Source organism: Alteromonas sp. G4i35, from assembly GCF_054960375.1.
The window spans coordinates 99,331-124,195 of the sequence record NZ_JBHNZD010000016.1; the positions used below are offsets into that span (position 1 = coordinate 99,331).

Annotated in this window: 21 protein-coding genes and 1 pseudogene; 17 read left to right on the forward strand and 5 right to left on the reverse strand. The window is 46.4% G+C overall.

The window, feature by feature from the left end:
• Nucleotides 1–120 precede the first annotated feature (120 nt).
• From ACFI6L_RS12075 to envZ, 5 genes and pseudogenes are all read left to right on the forward strand, one after another.
• Nucleotides 121–1,056 (forward strand): ion transporter, encoded by a 936-nt coding sequence (locus ACFI6L_RS12075; protein WP_342317639.1) that lies wholly within the window; start codon nucleotides 121–123, stop codon nucleotides 1,054–1,056.
• 122 nt (nucleotides 1,057–1,178) lie between these two features.
• Nucleotides 1,179–2,084: a phosphoribulokinase gene (locus ACFI6L_RS12080; RefSeq protein ID WP_014951296.1), complete on the forward strand. Its 906-nt coding sequence runs from the start codon at nucleotides 1,179–1,181 to the stop codon at nucleotides 2,082–2,084.
• A gap of 154 nt (nucleotides 2,085–2,238) precedes the next feature.
• Nucleotides 2,239–3,383: pseudogene (locus tag ACFI6L_RS12085) on the forward strand (DUF2855 family protein).
• 298 nt (nucleotides 3,384–3,681) lie between these two features.
• Entirely contained in the window at nucleotides 3,682–4,404 is a 723-nt protein-coding gene (gene ompR, locus ACFI6L_RS12090) for an osmolarity response regulator transcription factor OmpR (RefSeq protein WP_014951298.1), read from the forward strand.
• Nucleotides 4,405–4,539: 135 nt separating this feature from the next.
• Nucleotides 4,540–5,859, forward strand: a complete 1,320-nt coding sequence (gene envZ, locus ACFI6L_RS12095; RefSeq protein ID WP_014951299.1) for a two-component system sensor histidine kinase EnvZ — start codon at nucleotides 4,540–4,542, stop codon at nucleotides 5,857–5,859.
• 26 nt (nucleotides 5,860–5,885) lie between these two features.
• On the opposite strand, the gene ACFI6L_RS12100 is transcribed toward envZ, so the two are convergent.
• The 5 genes from ACFI6L_RS12100 to hslR all read right to left on the reverse strand — a co-directional run bounded on the left by ACFI6L_RS12100 (nucleotide 5,886) and on the right by hslR (nucleotide 13,191).
• A complete protein-coding gene (locus ACFI6L_RS12100) occupies nucleotides 5,886–7,058 on the reverse strand; it encodes an MFS transporter (RefSeq protein WP_462557733.1) in 1,173 nt (390 codons plus the stop codon).
• 140 nt (nucleotides 7,059–7,198) lie between these two features.
• Nucleotides 7,199–9,622, reverse strand: a complete 2,424-nt coding sequence (locus ACFI6L_RS12105; protein WP_462574095.1) for a TIM-barrel domain-containing protein — start codon at nucleotides 9,620–9,622, stop codon at nucleotides 7,199–7,201.
• Nucleotides 9,623–9,854: 232 nt separating this feature from the next.
• Nucleotides 9,855–11,417, reverse strand: a complete 1,563-nt coding sequence (locus ACFI6L_RS12110) for a phosphoenolpyruvate carboxykinase (RefSeq protein ID WP_462574097.1) — start codon at nucleotides 11,415–11,417, stop codon at nucleotides 9,855–9,857.
• Nucleotides 11,418–11,863: 446 nt separating this feature from the next.
• Nucleotides 11,864–12,763 carry an Hsp33 family molecular chaperone HslO gene (gene hslO / locus ACFI6L_RS12115; RefSeq protein WP_014951303.1) on the reverse strand — a complete coding sequence of 300 codons (900 nt, stop codon included), beginning with the start codon at nucleotides 12,761–12,763 and terminating at the stop codon, nucleotides 11,864–11,866.
• Nucleotides 12,764–12,786: 23 nt separating this feature from the next.
• Nucleotides 12,787–13,191 carry a ribosome-associated heat shock protein Hsp15 gene (gene hslR / locus ACFI6L_RS12120; protein ID WP_014977772.1) on the reverse strand — a complete coding sequence of 135 codons (405 nt, stop codon included), beginning with the start codon at nucleotides 13,189–13,191 and terminating at the stop codon, nucleotides 12,787–12,789.
• Nucleotides 13,192–13,320: 129 nt separating this feature from the next.
• Between hslR and gspC the strand changes: the two genes are divergently transcribed.
• From gspC to ACFI6L_RS12180, 12 genes are all read left to right on the forward strand, one after another.
• Nucleotides 13,321–14,238 carry a type II secretion system protein GspC gene (gene gspC, locus ACFI6L_RS12125; RefSeq protein ID WP_462574098.1) on the forward strand — a complete coding sequence of 306 codons (918 nt, stop codon included), beginning with the start codon at nucleotides 13,321–13,323 and terminating at the stop codon, nucleotides 14,236–14,238.
• 98 nt (nucleotides 14,239–14,336) lie between these two features.
• On the forward strand, nucleotides 14,337–16,382 hold the full coding sequence (gene gspD / locus ACFI6L_RS12130) for a type II secretion system secretin GspD (RefSeq protein WP_039221475.1): 2,046 nt from the start codon (nucleotides 14,337–14,339) through the stop codon (nucleotides 16,380–16,382).
• Nucleotide 16,383: 1 nt separating this feature from the next.
• On the forward strand, nucleotides 16,384–17,949 hold the full coding sequence (gspE, locus tag ACFI6L_RS12135) for a type II secretion system ATPase GspE (protein ID WP_283627324.1): 1,566 nt from the start codon (nucleotides 16,384–16,386) through the stop codon (nucleotides 17,947–17,949).
• Nucleotides 17,950–19,176, forward strand: coding sequence for a type II secretion system protein GspF (gene gspF / locus ACFI6L_RS12140; protein WP_462574099.1), 1,227 nt, complete (start codon nucleotides 17,950–17,952; stop codon nucleotides 19,174–19,176). It begins immediately after the preceding gene.
• A complete protein-coding gene (gene gspG, locus ACFI6L_RS12145) occupies nucleotides 19,176–19,613 on the forward strand; it encodes a type II secretion system major pseudopilin GspG (protein ID WP_012520130.1) in 438 nt (145 codons plus the stop codon). Before gspF ends, gspG begins: the two co-directional genes overlap by 1 nt.
• A 5-nt stretch (nucleotides 19,614–19,618) precedes the next feature.
• Nucleotides 19,619–20,245 carry a type II secretion system minor pseudopilin GspH gene (gspH, locus tag ACFI6L_RS12150; protein WP_462574100.1) on the forward strand — a complete coding sequence of 209 codons (627 nt, stop codon included), beginning with the start codon at nucleotides 19,619–19,621 and terminating at the stop codon, nucleotides 20,243–20,245.
• A complete protein-coding gene (gene gspI / locus ACFI6L_RS12155; protein ID WP_187446235.1) occupies nucleotides 20,242–20,670 on the forward strand; it encodes a type II secretion system minor pseudopilin GspI in 429 nt (142 codons plus the stop codon). Before gspH ends, gspI begins: the two co-directional genes overlap by 4 nt.
• Nucleotide 20,671: 1 nt before the next feature.
• A complete protein-coding gene (gene gspJ, locus ACFI6L_RS12160) occupies nucleotides 20,672–21,298 on the forward strand; it encodes a type II secretion system minor pseudopilin GspJ (protein WP_202941450.1) in 627 nt (208 codons plus the stop codon).
• Nucleotides 21,295–22,341, forward strand: a complete 1,047-nt coding sequence (gene gspK / locus ACFI6L_RS12165; protein ID WP_202941451.1) for a type II secretion system minor pseudopilin GspK — start codon at nucleotides 21,295–21,297, stop codon at nucleotides 22,339–22,341. The genes gspJ and gspK overlap by 4 nt, the downstream gene beginning before the upstream one ends.
• Nucleotides 22,341–23,540 (forward strand): type II secretion system protein GspL, encoded by a 1,200-nt coding sequence (gene gspL / locus ACFI6L_RS12170; RefSeq protein WP_014951314.1) that lies wholly within the window; start codon nucleotides 22,341–22,343, stop codon nucleotides 23,538–23,540. The genes gspK and gspL overlap by 1 nt, the downstream gene beginning before the upstream one ends.
• Nucleotides 23,537–24,016, forward strand: a complete 480-nt coding sequence (gene gspM / locus ACFI6L_RS12175) for a type II secretion system protein GspM (RefSeq protein WP_014977776.1) — start codon at nucleotides 23,537–23,539, stop codon at nucleotides 24,014–24,016. Before gspL ends, gspM begins: the two co-directional genes overlap by 4 nt.
• Nucleotides 24,013–24,768, forward strand: coding sequence for a type II secretion system protein N (locus ACFI6L_RS12180; protein ID WP_462574101.1), 756 nt, complete (start codon nucleotides 24,013–24,015; stop codon nucleotides 24,766–24,768). The genes gspM and ACFI6L_RS12180 overlap by 4 nt, the downstream gene beginning before the upstream one ends.
• Nucleotides 24,769–24,865: the final 97 nt, after the last annotated feature.

Below are 24,865 nucleotides of genomic sequence, written 5' to 3' on the forward strand. Positions count from 1 at the left end.
CTACCATGTTTTGACCCCATCCGCGCTTGAAAATAGCGCCAAACACCCTCTTCTTTTTTAGAAGCATTACCAATTTGCAACGGTAATTGGTATAAAAAGGACATTCGTTCCCTCACTACTATGGCTATGTCATTTCAAAACGCGTGCTATCACATCCTTGCGCCTGCTAGCGAGGCTCACGAGTACAAAAAGCTCAGCAAAATATTTGATGTATTTCTCATCGCGTTAATTATTGTAAATGTTGTCGCTATGATGCTGGAAACAGTGCCGGGTATCCCTGCCATTTGGCAGTACGAACTTCATATAATCGAAGTGGTTTCAGTACTGATATTTACCGTTGAGTACTTTCTTCGTTTATACGGCAGCGCATCGGCCCCAAACCGCCCTAATCACGAACGTACAACGACATGGCAAAAGCGCTGGTCCTATTTGAAAAGTCCCATGGCGCTCGTCGACCTAATGGCAATTCTGCCTTTTTACTTAAGCGTTTTCGTGGCGTTCGATTTACGTATTTTGCGAATATTTCGGGTAATGCGAATTCTAAAAATCGGGCGCTATTCACGCTCTATGCAAACTCTCATTACCGTATTGCGCAACGAGTCTCACAGCCTTATTGCGGCATTAAGCGTACTTTTGTTGTTCACGATTATTGCCGCCACCTGTATTTACTACATTGAACATGCTGCTCAGCCGGATGTTTTTAGCAGTATTCCCGCTTCATTGTGGTGGGCACTCGTCACGCTGACCACAGTGGGCTATGGTGACGCCGTTCCTATAACTGCATTGGGTAAAATATTTGGCGGCCTCATAACTATTATGGGTATCTGTTTTTACGCCTTACCAGCGGGTATTTTATCTTCTAGCTACACGTCACAGATGCAGCTAAAACGCAATAGGTTTAAAAACACAGTAAGAAGCGTTTTGGACGACGGAAAGTTGAGTGAGCACGATGTGCATCACCTAGAACATGTTCGCGCACTTCTTGATTTAGATGAAGAAGAGGCAAAGCTAATTGTGCGCCTATTGCAGCACCATCACAAACGGCTAGATGATTGATTATACGCAGGCTGGAGCGAAAGCAACTTCTAAGAATCGAGTAATAAGCGCTTATACCTCCCCTTGATTCTTAGCTCACATCAGCTTATAACTAGTACCCGTCATTTCCAAAAAGAATTCCTATGTCTGTCAAACACCCTATTATTGCTATAACAGGTTCTTCTGGCGCGGGTACTACTACCACGACCAACGCTATACGCCATATTTTCAGGAACTTAAGTGTTAATGCTGCGGTTGTAGGAGGCGATAGTTTTCACCGTTTTACCCGCCCGGAAATGGAAGTGGAAATTCGCAAAGCCCAAGAACAAGGCAGACATATCAGCTACTTTGGCCCTAAAGCCAACGACTTTGAGCTACTGGAATCCCTGTTTAGGGAATACGGCAGCTCGGGTACAGGACAGTTTAGACAATACCTTCACACATTCGATGAAGCCGTGCCTTTTAATCAAATGCCCGGCACCTTTACACCTTGGCAAGATTTACCCAAAAACACTGACTTGCTGTTCTATGAAGGTTTACATGGCGGTGTAAAAACGGAAGAAAATGACGTAGCAAAACATGTAGATTTACTGGTCGGCATGGTGCCGATTGTAAACTTAGAGTGGATTCAAAAAATTGTACGCGACACCACTGACCGAGGACATTCTCGTGAAGCGGTAATGAGCAGCATAGTGCGAGGACTGGACGACTATTTCCACTACATCACGCCACAATTTTCACGCACCCACGTTAACTTCCAGCGCGTACCAACCGTTGATACCTCCAACCCCTTCAGTGCACGGGAAATTCCAACCCAAGATGAAAGCTTTGTGGTTGTGCGCTTTAGACGGGAAATGAAGACTGTGGACTACCCCTACCTCCTTCAAATGATCGACGGCGCGTTTATGTCTCGCATCAACACCTTGGTTGTACCCGGCGGAAAGATGGGCTTAGCCATGGAGCTCATTTTAACTCCGCTCCTTGAAGACATCTTAAATAAAAAGCGCAGAGCTGGTCATCAGATGGATTGGTTGAGCAGCGACGAGTAAGCCCAATATACATCGCTTCTATAGGCATGTATTTAAAACAGTAAGTCGTAATGGCTCATGCCCTGCGTCAATCTAGGTTCTATTCGGAAACTTTCTTGATTTAGTTTCTTGATTTAGTTTCTCGACCTAGTTTTTGACACAGCAGGCTCCTATTATGACCACAATTAAAAGCCAACAAATTTGGGTAGACCAGCAAAACCTTGCCAACACTAACGTTGTTTCCCGCGATATAAACATCAGCGACTTACAGCAAGACGAAGTATTGCTTGAGACAGACAGCTTTGGCTTTTCTGCCAACAACATCACCTATGCTGCACTGGGTTTTAAAATGGGCTATTGGGGCTTTTTCCCTGCAAAGAGGGATAATGACGTTGATGAAGCACATGGCTTCGGTATTGTGCCCGTTTGGGGCTTTGCTACCGTTAAGGCGTCTTGTCATAGCGATATCAAAGTAGGTGAAAAGGTGTTCGGCTACCTGCCTATGGCTAGCCATTGGGTGATAAAAGCTGGAAAAGTTGCCCCTCACGGCTTTTCAGACATCCACGAAAAACGGAAAAGCATTAGCCCTGTTTACGATCAATATCTTCGCTGTGCCGCCGACCCCGGCTACGACAAAAACCGCGAAGCATGGCAGCTTAATTTTAGACCCCTTTATATGACTTCGTTTGTTCTCGATGACTATGTGGCAGAGAAAGCAAACAATGAAACCTTACTGTTGTCGAGCGCTTCGAGTAAAACCGCATTGGGTACAGCGCAACTACTTAAAGACCAGAAGGCCTCTCGAAACGCAAGCTATAAGGTGGTTGGGCTAACCTCGAAACAAAACGTGGATATGGTAAAAGCGTCCGGTTGCTACGATGAAGTGTATAGCTATGACGAACTCTCAGCCCTAAGTAGCGAAGGCAATAGCAGTAAAAGCAGCGATGCGCGCTACTGGCTGCTTGATTTCGCTGCCAACGGTACGTTGATTAATGACCTTACCAAGCAGCTTGGCGACAGCCTGAGCGACGTTACACTCATTGGTGCGACAGATTGGAAAGCCCAAGAGAAGCCCAACCCCAAATTGCTCAATGCAGAGATATTTTTCGCGCCAGCTCGCGTGAAACTGCGCCAACATGAATGGGGCACGAGGCCTTTTTGGCAAAATACGCCAGTGCATGGAAACGCTTCGCAGAGAAAGTGAGCGATCAGTTTTATGAGCAATCGCACCGCAGAGCTGATGCTATAACGCAGTTATATTTAGAAACGCTTAATGGAACGGCGCAAACAAAAGCCCTTAACGTCGTCACTTTTGATTAGCGCCTCTTAAGGATTACAACTTGAACTGCTGGTGTGTTGTTGCAGCGCCTACGGTATAAAGCCTCTCACCAATACGTAGTTCACTATAAGCTCAGTGGGGAGAAAAGCGTAATGGCTTCCTCCTCGTTGGAGTCTGCTGGGCTTTTACTGGGCCTTTGCTGGCTCTTTCTTTACATCTAAGTTCGACAGACCTAGACACTATTTGTAACAAACATCCCCAGCCTTTTACGCTTTTCTCGCTTTTGTATTTCACATCTTGTGGTTATAGTGAAACAAAAGTAAAACGAAAGGTATGAGTATGGGTCAGGAAACCTCTAAAATTCTCGTTGTTGATGATGACATGCGTCTGCGCAGCCTATTAGAGCGCTATTTGCTTGAGCAGGGCTATCAAGTTCGCAGTGCGGCTAACGCAGAACAAATGGACAGACTGCTTGAGCGCGAGAATTTTCATTTAATGGTTTTGGACCTTATGCTACCTGGCGAAGACGGCTTGTCTATATGCCGCAGATTGCGCCAGCAAGAAAACGACATGCCCATTATTATGCTTACTGCAAAAGGCGATGAAGTTGACCGTATTATCGGCCTTGAAATGGGCGCAGACGATTATTTGCCTAAACCATTTAACCCCCGCGAGCTACTAGCACGCGCTAAAGCGGTATTGCGCAGACGCAGCAGCGAAGCGCCGGGCGCGCCGTCTAAAGATGTGCAAATTGTGGAATTTGGCAATTACAAACTGAACCTTGCCACCCGAGAAATGACAGCTGGCGATACACCTTTAACCCTGACAAGCGGTGAGTTTGCGGTATTGAAATCTCTGGTTACTCACCCACGTGAGCCTTTGTCACGAGACAAACTGATGAACCTAGCGCGTGGTCGCGACTACAGCGCATTAGAGCGCAGTATTGACGTTCAGGTTTCACGCTTACGAAGAATGCTTGAAGAAGACCCTGCCAACCCTCGTTATATACAAACTGTATGGGGATTGGGCTACGTATTCGTGCCTGATGGCGAACAAGTTTAGCACCTATGACTGATACGGCGGGCTCTTCCGTCTTGGCCTGTGCGCAAGTGAAGTATGTTTACTCATGACCCCTAATTATGCGTTTACCTACTGCCATTCCAAACTCTGGCTTATGATTCAAAGCGACGGCATGTTATGCGTTTAATTCCCAAAAGTGCATTTGGCCAAACCGTCATGCTTATTGGCGTGCTGTTGCTTATTAATCAGATTGTGTCCTACATCTCTGTCACCTATTACTTTATTCAGCCCAGCTACCAACAAATTAACAGCTTATTGGCCACCCAAGTAAAATCTGTGCTCGCCAACGACTTGTTGGTGACTAACCAAGAAACCCGCGACCGCTATTTTCAAAAAACCCAGGTACAGGTCTTTGACGAAAGCGTTGCCAAACAGAATGGATTAGAGAGCGCCGTATACTATAGCTATATTTCTTCTCAGGTTAGCGAGCAGCTCCGGCAGCTTGCAGATGTGCGCATTAGCACCACCACGCAGGCCAGTGACGAAAATGCGCCATACATTGTTTGGATATCCCTGAACCGCTACCCAGATACGTGGATCTCTATTCCTATTTCAGGACTTAACGAAGCGAATATATCCCCTCTTACTATGTACTTGATGGTAATTGGTATATTAAGTGTGGCCGGGGGCTGGTTGTTTGTAAGACGCATGACCCGTCCATTGTCAGCCCTGCAAAAAGCAGCGATAGCGGTAGGTAAAGGTGAGCACCCAGCACCGCTTCGCGAACAAGGCAGCACCGAGATGATTCAGGTTACCCGGGCGTTTAACCGCATGAATCAGGGTATTAAGCAGCTTGAGAATGACCGAAATATCATGACAGCAGGTATTTCTCACGACTTGCGCACACCGCTTACCCGTATTCGCCTTGCCTCAGAAATGCTGCCAGAAGATCAAGATTGGATAAAAGACGGCATTGTAAATGACATAGAAGACATGAACGCCATCATCGACCAGTTCATTGACTATGCGCGCTACGACACCGAAGAAGTCACTCAAGAAACCGATTTAAACGCGATTATTGCAGAACTGGTACAAGCCAGACATTTAGACGATAAGCACCACATTGAACTCAAACTCAACGCCATTCCTCCGTTGTCGCTACGACGAATTGCAATGAAACGCGTGATCGATAATCTCATCGAAAACGCCTTCAAGTACGGCTCGGACGATATTGCAATTAGCAGCTTTTACAATCGCCACGAAAAGCGCGTGTATTGCAAAGTACGCGACTTTGGCCCGGGAATACCGGAAGCGGAGCTCGACGGTGTATTCATGCCGTTTGCACAAGGCGACAAAGCCCGCAATTCGTCAGGTTCAGGCCTTGGCCTTGCCATAATAAGGCGAATTGTAGAAGCTCACGATGGTGAGGTGACGTTGCGAAATCATCCTCAGCAGGGCTTGGTCGCAGAGTTTTATTTACCCTATCAAACCCATTAAGCCCAAAAACACTACACGGATTGGTATTAGCTTCGGCGGTACTTAATTTTTCGGCTGTATCCATAAGATGCCAGCCACAGCACGCAGCCGCCAAGGGGAATTACCCAAAACGCCGTAGTAAGTGGCGCGAAGTTCGCCCATAGTCCGGTAGAAAACGATGCCACTTGTACGCCAGTAGAGTTACCGATAATAGAAATACCAGAAAGTACAGGGCCGTTGTCACTGTCGATATTCATTGCCGCAGAAAGTGCTAACGGGAAGAGCCCACCTAGCCCTAAACCAAGCAGTAAGTTACCAGCGCCAATCCCATAAAATGAAGGCATTAGTTTCAGTGCAAATACACCCGCAAGCGAGGCTGTTGCCATGATTACAATCATGCGGTGTACCGATACGAATCGCAGTAAAAAAGGGAAGGTAAGACGACTAATCACCATGCCAGCGGTAAAAAATGCCAGTAAGTTTCTCGACTGTTCGCCGGTAAAGCCTAAGCCGTTTTGCGCATAGCTCACAAACCAGTTCGCGTTACCGAACTCTACGGCACCATAGCCAAAGGTAAGCAAAGTTAGAAATATGAAAACAGGCTGCTTAATAATGACCCCAAATGCCAAGGTCTTTTTAGGCGCTTTAGGCTGACCTTTAAGTACTTTTGCCTGAGAGCGCGCCGCAATAAATGCATAGCACGAAAGCACAACCATAACGCCTGCCAACACCTGAATAGGTAAACGCCAGTTGTGCTCAACAAGGTATAACAGTGTTACAAAGAACGACGCCGCAAACGTACCTAAACTGAACATAAAGTCCATTAAGCCCATCATAGTAAAACGCTTTTCTGCGTACATTCGTGCAATAAGCGTGTGGCCAATAGTAAATATTGTTGAGCTCACCACACCGATTAATACCGCTAACACCAAAAACCACTGCCAAGCGGTAAGTACTGACACAAGCAGCAACAGCGTCGTATTCATACTGAATAACGTGGCTAATAGCGGCATATACTCAAAGCGACTGGCATACTTGCCACCAATCACAGCGCCTAACATCATGCCCACAGAGAAGAGCGAAAAAAGTGCGCCACTGACTACTTCAGACATTTGCAAATCGGCTGCAATATCTGGCAGTAATATTCCCCACAAGAGAAACAATTTACCAATTAGAAAAAAACCAGCGAAAATAACGATGGTGGCAGGAAGTCGGCTCATTTGGGCTCCATGGCTGATATCAGTAGAAAGACATCCGATTTAGGCGTGAGGGCACAGCGTAGTTATGCCCTTGACCACAAAGTGAACCTTTTGAGGGCGCTGACCTTTACTGTGCAAGAAAGAACAGCAGCCCTTAATTATCACATAATCACTACCTTTACAGATTGCTGATAATCGCAAGAAATTGCAAGTGAAAGCGTTTTCCCTTTTTCATCCCACATTACAGGCACGCTCCTGCCATCAAGTGAAACACTCTGTGGTTTTTCGCTTAAACCGTGCACGACGTAAGTGATGTCTCGCTGCTTAGGCATACCTATATAGCTGCCTTCACTATCAAGCGTCAGGGTTAATGCGGCCTTATCGTCTACTGATGCATTAAGAAGTAGCTTTGTATATAAGCCTTTTTTGACAGACGCTGGATTTTTGCCGTCATCCTCGTAATAAGTATATGAAGATGAATTTACTGAATTGTCATGCCAGTAGTGCATTTCCATTTTACGTGCATCAAACTGCTCTGTGCGGCTAAGCCCTTTAGTCATTGGCATAAAGCTTCCCGCCTTTACCCACACTGGGAAATTATCTTGGCTCAGCGGGTAGTTAACGGTTTGACCACCTTGGTATTTCGTATCAGAGAAAAAATCAAACCATACGCCTTCAGGAAGCAAAGTCGGCCACTCCGTTTGGTTAGCGCTCGTCACAGGCGAAACTAACAGACCATCGCCCCACAGATAACTGTCTGCATTTTCAAACCAATCGCTTTCACCGTACGCCATAGCTAACGGGCGCATTAATGGCGTGCCGTAAAGCGCATTTTCAAAGGCCAATGAATAGTTATAAGGCAGCATGTCGTAGCGAAGTTGGATAAACTTGCGCGCAATAGACTTTACGGGGTCAGCGTGGAAAATTGGCTCCGGCGCAATATTATCTTGAGCGTGAGGCCTAAATACCGGTGAAAAGGTACCGAACTGAAGCCATCTTGTATAAAGTTCGGGATCAAAGGTTTCGCCTCCAGCAAACCCACCTAAGTCGGAATGGGTATACGCCATTCCAAAAACACTCATTTGAAGTGCCAACTCTACCTGAGGTTTAAGTCCGCCCCAGCTTCGACTCACATCGCCTGTCCACGGCACCATTCCGTACCGTTGACTGCCCAAAAATCCTGAACGCATCAGCACAAAGGGGCGCGTATCAGGCTGAAGCTCTGTTAAGTTGTTATATACGGTTTTCGCCCACTGATGACCGTAGGCATTGTGCACTTCTGCGCCGCTTACTTTTGTAGACTGCCACATGTGCTGAATATCATCAGGGTGCACTTCTGGCTCACCCAGGTCGCCCCACCAGCCGGCAACACCCTGTGCAGCAAGCTTTTCATAATATTGCCAAAACCAATCTTGACCCGCTTCACTGAACACATCGACAAGGCCGGTATTGCCAAAATAGAAATCGAAGGTATACGGCGCACCATCATCGTTTTGAGCAAGGGCATTATTGGCAACGGCACTATTCCATTGCTTTGACGTCGTAAGAATAAAAGGCTCTGTTATAAGCACGGTTTTCACATCTTGTGCGCGCAGATCGCTAATCATTTTCTCAGGCTCAGGGAAAGCGGCGGTGTCCCAGCTTAAGTTCCCCATGTGCCCTTTAATGTCTTTGCCAAACCAATATAAATCAAGTACTACGGCATCAACGGGAATATCTTGCGTGTTAAAGGCATCGACAATATCCATCACTTCATTTTGTGATTTATAGCCAAATCGAGACGCAAAGTTACCGAGTAGCCAGCGTGGAGGAAGCGGCTGTTTTCCCGTTACTGCAACGGTAGACCTTACTGTATCTTCTAAATTTTCACCCAACACCATGATGTAGCTTGCACGGCCGCCTTGTGCCTTAAATAGCAACTCGTCGCTGTTCGTTTTGCCAATATCTAGCTCACCAGAAGCGGTGTTATCGAACAATACGCTGTAATTTTTTGACGACATCACGGCCGACAGCCCAAAATACATTTGGTTTGACGATGTGGTGTAACCATAGTGTGCTTTGTTATATAGCGGCATGCTATGACCACGACGATCCATACCTAAAACGCGCTGGCCGCCACCGTAGAGTTTTTCGTTTTCATCTAACGCAAACGACAGGCTGACGCCGTCACTGGAAATACTTAGTCCGCCTTGCTCTTTCGCGACAATTTTGCCGTTAATAGAATAGCTGATAGCGTGCGTCGCCTTATCAACATGCGCTGCAATATTATTGAGTTTTAAGATTAGGGTTGTCGCAGTTTCAACTAGCTCTACATCATTAACTGTTTTGTTTGTAACATCAGTCAACGCGGGCTCGGGAAGCGCCATAGACGGTAGATTTGCGTAAGGCGTGCCATTATCATCAGTAAGATACGTTACTTGAAAGCCACTATCGTGCAACGCGCTTATCGTGAAGTCATTGGTATCCGTATCAATATTTAGCGTTGCTTTTTCGAGTGTCGCTGTTTGAACTTCGGCTACCGTATTTACCGAGAAAAATGCCAAACCAGCACATGCTAGTGCTATACGCTGTTTCCTGTCTATCATGCTCAAAACCTTTTTTATGCTTCTTAGCGAACCGCACTTAATTAACGAGCGCGCTTAATTAAAGCCTACTTGTGTACGGTGAATGATAGCCAGTGCATTGCTCAACTTAAATAAACATACGTATTCATAATGTTAAATTTGTTAACAACAATAAAAAAAGCCCGCAACACGGTGCGGGCAAAACATCAATCACGTTGAGTGTGATGAACGTTGGGAAAGGGCGAACGGGGTATTAGTTACCCGGCCCGGCTTTAACGATAGCATCGCTAACGTCATATTTTTCAAAATTCTGTTTAAAGTCATTAACTAAGTTAGCGGCGTATTCGTTGTACTTCTCTTTGTCAGCCCATGTGTTCTGAGGCACAAGCAAATTACTGTCTACACCGTCTATTGCCACTGGCACATCAAGGTTTAACGCATCAATGTGCTGAGTTTCAACATCAGCTAAGTTACCCGATACAATCGCATCGATGATGGCGCGTGTAGTAGGGATATCAAAACGGCTACCTGTGCCGTAAGGGCCGCCTGTCCAACCGGTATTAACCAAGTAAACCTTAGCGCCAAACGCTTTAACACGCTTAATCAGAAGCTCTGCATACACGCCTGCTGGACGTGGGAAGAAAGGCGCACCAAAACAAGTTGAGAAGGTTGATTCAATATCGCTAGTAGAGCCAATTTCAGTAGAGCCTACTTTCGCTGTGTAACCGCTTAGGAAGTGATACGCCGCAGCTTCTTCACTTAACACTGAAACAGGAGGCAATACGCCACTTACGTCACAGGTCAAAAATACAACCGAGCGAGGTTCGCCGCCTCGGTTTTCAGCAACGCGCTTTTCAATATGTGAAAGCGGATAGGCCGCACGTGAGTTTTGGGTTAACGACGTGTCGGTATAGTCTGGCGTGCGTGTTTCATCAAGCACTACGTTTTCTAGGATGGTACCAAACTTGATAGCATTCCAAATTACTGGCTCGTTCTTTTGAGATAGGTCTATACATTTAGCGTAGCAACCGCCTTCAATATTAAATACGCTACCTGGTGCCCAGCCGTGCTCGTCGTCACCAATCAAGAAGCGCTTAGGATCGGCTGAAAGCGTGGTTTTACCTGTGCCTGAAAGACCGAAAAACAGAGTCACATCGCCGTCTTCACCCACGTTGGCAGAACAGTGCATAGGTAGCACGTCTTTTGCCGGAAGCAGAAAGTTTTGCACGGAGAACATGGCTTTTTTCATTTCGCCCGCGTAACGCATGCCTGCAATCAACACACGCTTTTTAGCGAAGTTGATGATAACTGTGCCGTCGCTGTTAGTGCCGTCACGCTCTGGCTCACAAGTGAAACCAGGTACGTTTAAGATTTGCCAAGGCTGATCGCCTTTAACATTCCATTGTTCAGGAATAATAAAAAGGTTACGGGCAAAAACGTGCTGCCACGCGGTTTGCGTTCTTACTTCAAGCGACAAAGCATGTTCAGGATCGGAGCCCACTTGAAGGTGTGAAAGAAAGTGTTCTTGGGTAGACAGGTAAGCTTCAACACGGTCCCACAGCGCATCAAATTTGTCAGCGTCAAAAGGCTTGTTCACCTTGCCCCAATCGATGTCATTTTCTGTTGTTGGCTCTTTAACGATAAATCTATCATTTGGAGAGCGACCGGTTCGTTTTCCGGTCTCAACGACAAGCGCGCCGTTTTTGTCAAGGACACCTTCGCCGCGCTTGACGGCGCGCTCGATAAGTTCTGCATTTGGCAGGTCGATAAGTGGCGTTACTTTCAGTTCCGTTTGAATTGAGGCTGCTGCGGTCATGGCTGTTACCCTATATGTAATTTTTCAAAAGCACTTTCAAAAAAGTATCACCTCTTCGAGTGTAATGTAAACAAGGCCTAACACGCATTTATAAAACACATATTCACTATTTCTCACATTAAAATTTCATAAATATTGTAAATTAATTACAAGGAAAGCCTTTTCCTTGGATATAAATGCAAAAATAGGGCGTAGAAAACCTATATTGATCGATGAATTTCAAAATAAAAAATGACAATTTTTTTTAGAAAGTGAAGGTGAAAATTTTCACCACGACAGGAAGAAAAGGAAAATAGGATGATGTAGGAAAGTTAAACACTTACTACTGGGCATTTTTTAACCACAAGTGAAGTGTTGGGAAAATGAACCTATCTTGACGGTGAGAGATTCAGAAACAAAAAAGCACCTTCGAAAGAAGGTGCTTTAACACAGCAGTAAACAAGTAGTTACTGATTTGAAGACGGTGCGTCGAAGTTGCCGCTGTGAATAGCCTCTACATCGATACTATCGAAGCGATATTCGGTATGACAGTACTGGCAGTTCATTTTGATTGCACCTTCTTCAGCAATAATCGCGTGAAGCTCAGATTTCTCAACGTGACGAAGTGCTTCTGCGCTGCGCTCCTTTGAGCATGAGCAGGCAAAGGTTACGTCCTTCGCTGGATACACTTCCACGTCTTCTTGGTGGTAAAGACGATATAAAATGTCTTCAACCGACAACGTAAACATCTCTTCTTTGGTCAACGTTTGAGTAAGTTTAGAGATATGAGCAAACTCATTGGCTTGCGACACATCAGTAGCGCTAGCATCAGTCGGTAAGACCTGAAGTAACACTCCCGACGCTTTCGCGTTTTTAGGGTCGCTCATGTCAGTCATTAGGTGCACGCTGGTCGCTAGCTGCTCTGACTGAGCAAAGTAGCCTTCAATACATTCAGCTAGAGAAGGCTTATCTAATGCAACAACGCCTTGATAACGCTCGCCTTCATCAGGTGTGATAGTAATGACCAATACCGCTTGAGACAATAACTCTGAAAACGTTTCTGGCAATGTTTCTAATGTCTCGTCCCAGCGCGCCACACCGCGAAGCGTTTGTTCGTGAGTGGCGTTTAACACCGCGTAACTTACTGGGCCTTTGCTTTGAATTTGAAGAGAAATTTCACCTTTAAACTTAAGCGTTGCCGTTAACAATGACGTCGCTGCCGCCATTTCACTTAGCAATGTTTGAATTTGCACAGGGTATTCATAGCTGTGCACAATTTGATTTAAGCTCTCATCAAGGCGAACCAATTCGCCACGAACGTTAGCTTGGGTAAATAAGAAGCGGTGTAATTTATCGAAATCGCTCATAACTAATCCTGTTGAGCAGCTCATTATTGCTGCTTAAATTTAATAATCTGTCGTCGCTGCTTTTTATCAGGTCTATGATCTGGTTTTGGGCTGTGAAAGGCGTTCATTTTGCGCGCCGTTTGGTTTTCTTCACGTTTTGTTACACTTTCAATCGTCTCTTCAAAAAGCGCCTGCGCCAAAGGAGCGCTCAAACGCTTGTCACTTAAGCCTAGCACCTTAATTTCACGATTATCCCATCCTGAGGGAACTTTAATCATGGCGCCAAGCTCTACATGCTTACCAGGTTTGGCTCTTTGCCCGTTGTACTGGACTTTTCCCGACTGCACCATGTCTCTGGCTATTGCGCGGGTCTTAAAGAACCTTGCAGCCCATAGCCACTTGTCCAGCCTGACATTTTGTGTTGTATTGTTGCTATCCGATTGGCTCATGTAATATTTTCGTAATGGTGTGGCTTTAGTGTTGTGACCCTCACCTTTACTAGGCTATTATGGGTTTGCTAAAGCGCGGTTAACCAAAAATTCACTATATTATAATAAAGCAGTACCATCAGTGGCAGCATGACATTCAATAAACCCAACCCACAATCTCTGGTTGTTTATCTGAACCAGCATCAAAAACAGCTACATACCATCGTAGTGGTTCTGCTCAGCCTGTATTTAATTGCATTTGCAGCCAAACTCGTGTGGCGAATTATACCCGAACCTCAACTATCTGCGACACCCACAGTAAGCCGTGCTCCGGTTATTTCTTCGCCGTCAGGCCAAAATGGGGGCAACATTGCCAAAATACAACAGTTGAATCTGTTTGGTAATGCAGCGGCTAAACCCGCGGAACCGGTTGCCGAGGTTACCGACGCACCAGAAACGCGCTTAAACCTAACCCTGACGGGCGTTGTGGCCAGTTCAGAGCAGGAGGCGGGTACCGCTATTATTGAAAATCGCGGCAGCCAAGCGGTTTATGGCTTAGGTGAGAAGATTGAAGGCACCAATGCCACGTTGCAAAAAGTGTACAACGATCGCGTTATTATTAAGAACGGGGTGAGAAACGAAACCCTGATGCTTGACGGAATTGACTACGACGAAGCTAATCGTCGCCGTGAAATGCAGGCAAGAAATCGACCTGAGCCAGAAGAATTAGAAGAAGACACCGTTGAGCTTAGCGACGAAGCATTAGAGGCAACTGCAGCTCTGCGAGAGCGTCCAGCCAACTTCACAGACTTTATTTCAATATCGCCAAAAACTGAAGAAGGTCAGCTTATCGGCTACCAGGTAAGCCCCGGCAAAGAGCCCGAATTATTTAAATCGGCAGGGCTTCAGGCAGGCGATGTCATTACACAGATTAACGGGCTAGACCTTACCGACTTGCAGCAATCGCAAGAGGCACTGTCTGAGCTACGCAATGCACAAACTATAGAATTAACGATTATTCGAGATGGCAGTTTAACTACGCTATACCTAGATTTACCCGAGTCTTAATACCACTAACGGTAGTAGCACTATATTGTCGCTAGGTATACAAAATAACAAATAAAGCAATTCGGTCATCGACAAGTTAGGAAATGAAGGAAGTTAGAATGAAAAGGCGCACTAGCCAAAAACTATTATCTCGCTTAGGCACAGCCATGTGCACAGCGCTTCTGTGTTTCTCGGTCACGGCCGCTGAGTACATGCCTAATTTCAAAGATACTGACATCAATGAATTCATAAATATTGTTGGTAAAAATCTTGAGCGAACTATTATTGTCGACCCTAACGTACGCGGCAAAATAAGCGTACGCAGCTACGACATGCTCAACGAGGATCAGTACTACCAGTTTTTCCTGAACGTATTACAAGTGTATGATTTTGCCGTTGTAGAAATGCCTAGCGGAATTTTAAAAGTCGTTCGCTCAAAAGACGCAAAGACATCGAATATCCCGGTTGTTGAAGGCGCGCAGCAAGACGGCGATGAGTTTATTACCCGCGTTGTGCCTGTTTATAACGTACCGGTGCGCGAACTTGCGCCTATATTGCGCCAGCTTAATGACCAAGCGGGCGGCGGTAACGTGGTTAGCCACGATCCATCAAACGTGATGATGCTAACGGGCCGTGCTGCGGTGGTTAATCGTCTTGTTGAAATCATTGAGCGCGTAGACCGCGCTGGTGACGAAGAAGTAGAGATTGTTAAGCTTCGTTATGCTTCAGCTTCTGAGATGGTACGTATTATTGAAAGTATCAACAAATCACAAGGTAAAGCCAATACAGGCGCTAAATCTGAACCTCGCGTTGTAGCAGACGACAGAACGAACTCTGTGATCGTAAGCGGCGACATTAAAGCGCGTCAGCGTCTTATCAATCTTATTCAACGCATGGACCAAGAGCTGGAGTCCAATGGCAACACTCGCGTACTGTTTCTTAATTACGCTAAGGCAGAAGATTTAGTCAAAGTTCTGCAAGGCGTATCGGCCAGTATCCAAGCAGAAGAGCAAGGCAGCGGCGCCACATCGCGCAGAGCAAGCTCAAACCGCGAAATTAGCATCGACGCACACGAAGATTCTAACGCCATCGTTATAACTGCAGAGCCAGACATGATGCGCTCGCTAGAAGAAGTGGTGCGTCAACTGGATATTCGCCGTGCACAGGTACAAGTTGAAGCCATTATCGTTGAAGTTTTTGAAGGCGACGGCAACACATTAGGTGTGCAATGGGTGTCAGAAGAGGGCGGTGGTACACAGTTCAATAATGGTGTTATAGGCGTCGGTTCATTAGCTGTGGCACTACGACAGGCCGAAGATAGAGAGACCACGCAAACCAACATCACTGCCAACGGTGAAGTGGTAGAAACAACGGACACGATAGAAGGCGACTTCACTGCTCTTGCAAGCTTACTTGGCGGTGCAAACGGCCTGATTGCTGGCGTTATCGAAAATGGCTGGGGCGCAGTGGTACAGGCGGTAAGCACTGATACCAATTCAAATATTCTTGCCACACCTCACCTAACTACCATGGATAACGAAGAAGCGTTTTTCATTGTTGGTCAAGAGGTACCTATTATTACGGGTACCACAACAGGCGCGAACAACTCTAATCCTTTCCAAACGGTCGACCGACAAGAGGTAGGCATCAAACTTAAAGTAACGCCTCAAATTAACGAGGGCGATGCGGTACAACTACTTATTGAACAAGAAGTATCGAGCGTAAGCGGTGCAACGTCGGTTGATATTTCAATTAACAAACGTGAAATTAAAACCACAGTAATTGTTGATGATGGCGGTACTATCGTATTAGGTGGCTTGATTGATGAAGACGTACAAGAAAGTGTGTCTAAAGTGCCATTGCTAGGTGATATCCCTATTCTTGGTCATCTCTTCAAAACAACGTCGACCAGCAAACGCAAGCGTAATCTAATGGTATTTTTAAAGCCAACGATTGTCCGTGACGGCGCAACCATGAATTCTATTAGCCATCGCAAGTATAACTACATTCGCGCACTTCAGCTTAAACGTCAGCAAGAGGGCGTGTCTCTAATGCCGTCAGCTGAAACGCCAAGCTTGCCACAATGGGACGACGAACTCGCTTTACCACCTTCGTTTGAAGAGTATCTCTCAGAGAAAGAGAAGAAAAAAGAAGGTAACGACTAGTATGGCGGGGCAGGACGAACAAATTACCCAAGCTCTAGAGGCGCAAGAAGAAGCCTTGGAAGCTATGGGTGAAGACGCCGGTTTGCCTGAAGAAGAGGCCGGTCCAAGACAGCTTTCTTTTAGCTTTGCAAAGCGCAATCAGGTGTTGCTTGAAACCAATGAAACGCCGGCTGTTTTGTATTTTACAGAAAATACGCCGTTTGATGTGTTTGCCGAAGTACGTCGCTTCTACGGTGAGCCCTTTGTACCCAAAACCATACCCGCTGACGAATTTGAGAGCCTGCTGACCAGTGCGTTCCAGCGAGATAGCTCAGCGGCTAAACAGCTAATGGAAGATCTTGGCAACGAAAGTGATTTGTTCGCCCTTGCTGAAGACTTGCCGGACACTGAAGACCTGTTAGACAGTGAAGACGATGCGCCCATTATTAAGCTTATCAACGCTATGTTGGGCGAAGCGATTAAAGAAGGTGCGTCGGATATTCACATCGAAACCTTCGAAAATCAGCTTGTGGTTCGCTTTCGCGTAGACGGTGTACTTCGTGAAATTTTGCGCCCTAACCGCAAACTTTCTTCCATGTTGGTATCGCGTATTAAAGTTATGGCGAAATTAGACATTGCCGAAAAACGCGTACCACAGGATGGGCGTATCACATTGCGCATTGCAGGACGAGCGGTAGATGTGCGTGTTTCTACTATGCCCTCAAGTCACGGCGAGCGTGTGGTGCTACGTCTATTGGATAAGAACAATGCGCGCTTAAATCTTGAAGATTTAGGCATGACGCTGCAAAACCGAAACCACTTCTCATCTCTTATTCGCAAGCCTCACGGCATTATATTGGTTACTGGTCCAACGGGCTCAGGTAAAAGTACCACCTTGTACGCAGGGTTAACCGAAATAAACTCGCGAGACAGAAACATTTTAACCGTTGAAGATCCTATTGAGTTCGATCTTCCGGGCATTGGACAAACGCAGGTTAATCCCCGTGTAGATATGACTTTTGCCAGAGGCCTTCGCGCTATTTTGCGTCAAGACCCCGATGTAGTCATGGTGGGTGAGATCCGCGATATCGAAACCGCACAAATTGCCGTTCAAGCCAGTTTAACCGGTCACTTGGTACTGTCTACTCTGCATACCAATACGGCAGCAGGCGCGATTACCCGTTTAGAAGACATGGGCATTGAGCCATTTCTGTTGTCTTCGAGCTTATTGGCCGTATTGTCACAGCGACTCGTTCGTACCCTGTGCCCAGATTGCAAAAAGCCACATTCACCTGACGCCTCTGAGCTGGAAATATTAGGGCAGAATGCCACAAGCGACACCACTATCTATAAGCCGCACGGCTGCGCCGCGTGTAACCAAACGGGCTATCGTGGTCGTACCGGTATTCACGAGCTGTTATTAGTTGACGAAAAAGTACGTGAAATGATGCACGAAGGTGTCGGCGAACAAGCGATTGAACGTTATATCAGAACCTCTACCCCAAGCATCCGTGAAGATGGCTGCAGCAAGGTTTTAGCGGGTGAAACCTCTCTTGAAGAAGTGCTTCGAGTAACGAGGGAAGACTAAATGGCGGCATTCGCTTACAAAGCGGTTAATGCCCGCGGTAAGAATACAAATGGTGTACTTGAAGGCGATAATGCCCGTCAGGTTCGCCAACAGCTGCGCGAAAAAGGTTTAATTCCCTTAGAAGTCGAGCAGGTCGCAGAGCGCGCACAAAGTGAAGGCAAAGGCCTATCATTTTCTTTATTTAAACCCCGTATTTCAGCGTCAGATTTAGCGCTACTTACACGCCAGCTTGCTACTCTTGTTGAATCAGCTCTTCCTGTAGAAGAGGCGCTACTTGCCGTCGCTGAACAGTGCGAAAAGCCTCGTCAAAAAAATATGATGATGGCAGTACGCAGTAAAGTGGTAGAAGGTCACGGACTTGCTGATGCGCTTGCGCAATTTCCCAGCGTATTTGATGAGCTGTATCGCGCTATGGTCGCAGCAGGGGAGAAATCAGGCCATCTTGATACCGTGCTGAATCGTCTTGCCGACTACACAGAGCGCAGACAACAGACCCGCAGTCAAATTACACAAGCGATGATTTATCCGTCGTTAATGCTGTTTTTTGCAATGGGTATCGTGTTGCTATTGTTAACGGTGGTAGTGCCTAAAATTGTTGGACAGTTCGACCACATGGGTCAAGACCTGCCGGGCATCACCCAGTTTCTAATTTCTGTCAGTACCTGGCTGCAAAATTACGGTTTATTTATGCTTATTGGTATTGCCGTGCTTGTTGTCATTATTCAGCGCGTGCTGCAGCAAAAGCACATGAAGCTACGCTACCACAGAGCGCTGTTAACCTTGCCGTTAATTGGCCGGGTGTCTCGCGGGCTCAATACCGCGCGTTTTGCACGTACCTTAAGTATTTTAAGTGCCAGTGCGGTTCCACTACTAGAAGCTATGCGTATTTCAGGTGATGTGCTGGAAAATCAGCATATTAAAAACCAAGTGGCAGATGCAGCCATTAACGTTAAAGAAGGCAGCAGCCTGCGGGCGGCACTAGATAACACAAAAATGTTTCCACCAATGATGATGCATATGATTGCGTCTGGTGAAAAATCGGGTGAGCTACAGCAAATGCTAGCTCGCGCCGCAGATAATCAAGATAGGGAATTTGAAGCGCTTATTGGTGTCTCACTTAAGGTATTTGAACCCTTACTTATTGTATCGATGGCGGGCATTGTTCTGTTTATCGTTATGGCAATATTGCAACCAATTTTAGCATTGAACAACATGGTGAATATTTAATGAAAACACTTAATCGCAGTTCTGGTTTCAGTTTGATTGAAGTCATGGTCGTACTTCTAATCATCGGTATTATGGCGTCTATGGTGGCACCGCAAATCTTGGGGAACCAAGAAGAAGCGCAGCTTAAAAAGGCGGCGGTAGACATCCAGCAAATGGAAAGTGCGCTTGAAATGTACAAGCTGCGCAACAACCGTTTTCCCACCACAGAGCAAGGTTTAGATGCGCTGGTTACAGCACCTACTATCGACCCTATTCCACGTAACTATCCTGAAGGCGGCTTTATCAAGCGTCTGCCTGAAGATCCATGGGGCAACCCATATGCGCTAATCAGCCCGGGAGAGCTTGGCGTAGTTGATATTTTCTCTAATGGTCCAGACGGCGAGCCGGGTACTGATGATGATATTGGTAACTGGAATATTAACGAATACCTGAACTAACTTATATGCGCTACCGCGGCAGTACATCGTTTCATAAAGCAGGCTTCACCCTATTAGAAGTCATGCTGGTATTGCTGCTTATGGGTTTGGCGGCAGGTTACGTTATGTTTAACGCCTTTGGCGCGAGTAAATCAGACCTGCTGAAAACCCAAGCCCAACGCCTACAGGTAATCGTTGATATGGCCAGCGATTTTGCGGTGTTAAATCAACAACAGCTTGGAGTGCGGTTTGAAGCCGATAAAAATGAATACTACTTTGTCTACTTAGACGACGATGATGAGTGGCAGCGTATCGAAGGCGAAAAAACCTACGAACCTTATACGTTGCCTGAGCCTTTCACCTTCACTTTAGATTTAGACGACTTACCATGGGATGTTGAAGACAGGCTCTTTGACAGGGAGCTGTTCGACGAGAATTTAAGTGTTTCTGATGAAGGGGTTGAAATAGGTAACGAAGAAGAGAAAAAGCTGCCTCCGCCTCAAGTGCTTATAATGTCGAGTGGCGAAATTACGCCTTTTACCTTGTCGTTTAATTACGAAGGTGATGACGGCGACAATCCCGTCTATTACAGCCTGCAAAACCAAGATCTTCCGCCTTTAGTGCTTGAAGGGCCTCTGGAGAGACCACTATGATTGCGTTCAACGTTGATGCATCGACAAAGAACGCTGCACCTGCCACGCCACGCCAGCAAAGTGGCTTGACGCTACTGGAGGTTATGGTTGCCCTGCTTATTTTTGCGCTAACCGGTACAGCAGTACTTAAAGCTGCAGGCGAGCATTTATCAAGCGTTGGGCAAATAGAATCTGTCACCTTTGCCAACTGGGTGGCAAGCAATCGCTTAAACCAGCTTCAATTAGATACCACGTGGCCGCCCAAGAACAATTTAAAAGGCACGATGGAGATGGCCGATCGCACGTGGTACTGGCAGCAAACGGTGACAAAAACCAACGACAACGACTTGCGATCGGTAACCGTTTCGGTGGGTGAAGACGAAAGCTACGGCAGTTCAGTTACATCAGTAACCACTTTCGTTGCTAAACCGACGGCGGGAAATTAGCATGCAGCGCGGATTCACGCTTATCGAAATACTGATTGCTATGGCCATATTCACGTTAATTGGGCTTGCATCAACAGGTCTACTTACCACAGTTATCGACAGCAATGATATTTCAGAAGAGCGTTTTGCAAAACTTCAATTATTGCAGCGTGCCATGATCACGATTGAGCGAGACCTTCAGCAAGCAGTGCCTCGCGCTATTCGTTATAACGGTGAGAAACAAAGCGTGGTTATGGCTGGTGGTAAAACGGATGGTAGCGACGAAGACGGCATAGGCTTTGTACGCGGTGGCTGGCATAACCCACAACTCATGTTGCCAAGAAGTACACTTCAATATGTCGCCTACCGCCTCAAAGAGAACAGAATTGAGCGAATATACACCAACTATGTAGATAACGTCATAGGTTACGAGCCCAAAGTCCGTGTGCTGTTAGAGGATGTAGAAAGCTTAAAAATTGAATTTCTCGCCACCGCTAACAGTAGTTCCTTAGATGAAGACGAAGACCTGTCGTGGAGCGAAAGTTATAAAGGAGCTGCACTGCCGCGCGCGGTGGCCATTGAGTTTGTCAGTAAAGACTTCGGAAAAATACGCAGAGAATTTACCTTAACTACGGGTGAATCGTCATGACAATCAAGAGTACTCAGCGCAAGTCGATTACTCCACCCGCTAAGCAGCAAGGCGTGGCATTAATGATTGTGCTCATGATTGTAGCCTTGGTTGCGGTATTAGCCACAGAGATGGGTACACGCTTGCAGCTTCAGGTGCAGCGTACGATGAACTTAAAAGACAACAATCAAGCCTACTGGTATGCCATGGGAGCCGAGGCTTTTGCGCGTAAGTCTATCCAGTCTTTAATAGAAGAAAGCCCGAATGTGATTTCTATAGATCAGCCTTGGGCACAAGAATTCAGCTATCCTTTAGAAAACGGTGGGTTAACCGCTAACTTAGACGATTTGCAAGCGTGTTTTAATTTAAACGCGATTACCTCTGGCAGTGCAGGAGGCGCGGGCAGTAACAGCGGTAATGGCAGCAGTGGGGCGAGTAACACCACGGAAGCCATGGACGCTTTTCACACTATGTTGCTATCACTTAGCGTTGACGGACTAGACAACTACACCGCAGATACCTTACGCGACAGTTTAGCCGACTGGGTCGACGAAGATGACAGAATGCGCCCTTACGGTGCAGAAGACAGCGAATACGAGTCCAGAGAGTTTCCTTACCTAGCAGCTAACGGACCACTGGCATCAAAAAGTGAATTGCGTATTATTAACGGTGTATCACCACAATGGCTAGACGCATTACTGCCATTAGTTTGCGTGATCCCGGATTACAATGAGTTGAAAATTAACGTCAACACATTAGAAGAAGAAGATGCACCATTACTTGCAGGCCTAACGGGATTAGACATTCAGCAGGCCGCAAGTTTGATTAGCAGCCGCCCGCAAAACGGCTGGGACGATACCAATGCATTTTTAAACGAGCCCTCTATTCAAGCGCTTAATTTAACAAGCACTCGACAAGATTGGTTTTCGGTTAAAACTGAATATTTTATGTTGCATACAAAAACACAATACAACAAAGCAACCTTTAAGCTTTCCACCGTGTTTCACGTTAATGCCGATACCGGCGTTAGTATTGTGAATCGCGAGTTTGGGGGAACCTATTGATGGAACAACTCTTGGTGCGTTTAGGCGCCAACCATACAGACCCAATTAGCTGGCTCGTTTATTCGCGAACCGAAGATGAAATTATTGCATCGGGCGAGCTGCCTAATGCAGAAGCCTTATCTTCGCTGACCGAACGCGCGGGACAGCGAAGTGTTATTGCCTTAGCACCTAGCAGCGAAATTTTACTCAAATGGGTTGAGCTGCCGCCTAAAGCTGGCCGCAAGATCATTTCTGCCATCCCGTTTATGCTAGAAGACGAGCTTGCCACTGACATTAGCCAGCAATTTTTTGCGATCGGCCCTAAGCGAGGCGATGAACAGGCCGTTGCAGTAGTTAGCCATGAAAAGATGGAGCTGTGGCAGTCCTGGCTTAGCGAAGCAGGGTTATTCTGCGACACCATTATTCCTGATGTACTCGCAGTGCCAGTCACCGAAAACGGTTGGTCAGTGCTTACGTTAGGTGAACAGCTTCTCGTTCGACAAGACACATTCAAAGGCGTGCAGGGCGAGGCAACATGGTTACTGCCAACTCTTGTCCATTTTACAGCACAACAAGAAAGCCCGATAACCATTACCAATTATGCGGGTATCGATTTAAGCAGTTTGCCAAATATTGAAGAAGCACAGGCCCCCTTAGAGCTGCCTATGCAAGTATTGGCAAAAGAGGCGATGCAAAGCAGCTTTAACCTATGCCAAGGCGATTACAAGGTAAAGCGCAAGCGCAGCGGTGTTCTGAATCAGTGGCGTGTTGCTGCAGTATTAGCAGTGTTAGCGCTATGCACTAGCCTTATCGACAAAGGATTTTCTCTTTACCAGCTTAAAGCCCAAAATCAGGCGTTAAGCAGTGAGATTAATACCGCTGTTAAAGCGGGCTTCCCCAATATTGGTACCTATCGCAACGTGCGACTGAAGCTACAAAGCGAGCTTGCCAAATTAGAACAAGGTGGTGGCAGTGCCTCTATGCTTATTATGCTAGACCAGCTCGCTCCGGCTTTTTCAGCTACTGATGTAAAACCGCAAACACTGCGCTTCGATGCCACCCGCACTGAGATTCGCATTCAGGCGCAAGGTAAAAACTTTGAAGCGCTAGAGCAGTTTAAACGTACAGCAGAAAACGCAGGCTTTGTGGTTGAACAAGGGGCCATAAATAATCGTGACAACGGCGTTGTAGGTACAGTTTCAGTAAGGAGTACCTCATGAATGCACTCTTAGAAAAGTACAAAGCGCTGACCGAGCGCGAACAAAAGTTAGTACTGGTTTCAGCTGTGCTATTAATAATTGCGCTATTTTATTTTGCGGTATGGTCGCCGCTTAATGCTGCTTTAGATAAACAAAAACAACTTCTCGACAACCAGCAATCCTTGTTGGTTTGGGTAAAAGACAGTGCAGCAAGAGCGCAGCAATTACGCCGCAGCAGCGGGGGTAAACGAACATTCTCTGGCTCGTTACCGCAAGCGGTAAACCGCACTACTGCTCAGCACGACATTGCTATATCTCGTATGCAGCCACAAGGCGACGAGCTTCAGGTGTGGGTTGATCAGGCGCCGTTTAACAGTGTTTTAGAATGGCTCAAAGCCATGGAAAATATGGGCGTGATTATTCTTCAAGCGGATATTGCCGAGGCCGATGCGCCAGGCTATATCAAAATTCGCCGATTACAATTAGGTAAAGCATGAAGTCGAAAGTTAGTTGGATTATAGGCGGCATTATTGCCTTCTTATTGTTTGCCATTGCTTACATGCCTGCTGTTCACGTTGTTGGCCGTATTGCGTTACCTAGCAATGTTGCCGTTAGTGGTGTTAGCGGCACCTTGTTTTCAGGCAAGGCGCAAACTGTAGTGGTTAATGGCCTGCCCATCAACAATGTAAAATGGGAGCTTAGTCCCTTACATATGTTGATAGGTAAAATTAAATTAAACCTTAAAGCAGGTAATATTCGCGATAAAAACGACATTGCATTCGAAGGGCCTATTACCACGGGGCTTTTCAGCCAAAACAGTATAAATACCGAAAACTTCACGCTGTATTTACCGGTAGACCGAGTACTTGCACAAGTTCGCCTTCCGCTGCCAGTAAATGCCGGCGGGCGCTTCAAAGTGTCGCTCAGTGACTTAACGTTTGGGCCTGCGTGTCAATCGCTAAACGGCACCGGAGATTGGCTCAACGCGACAGTTGCCGGTACACAGGGTCCTATTGATTTTGGCACTTATTCCGCAAAGCTGCGTTGTGAAGGCGATGACATTGGAATACTAGTAAGCGAGCCTAACTTACTAAGCTTGTCGATGGATGCGGTTATCCCTATTACGATGAAAAATATTCGAGTAAGTGGTAAATTTAAGCCTGACGACAGCTTACCGCAAGAAGTCCATCAGGCCGCACGCTTGTTTGGTGCGCCGGATAGTAGCGGCTATATTGCGATTAAGCTGTGATGCATAGCACAAACTATGCGTAGAATTTCTAGGCCACCAACGTACTTCACGTTTGTGGCCAGAGGAACTGGGAACACTTTTTAACAAAGGATTGTAA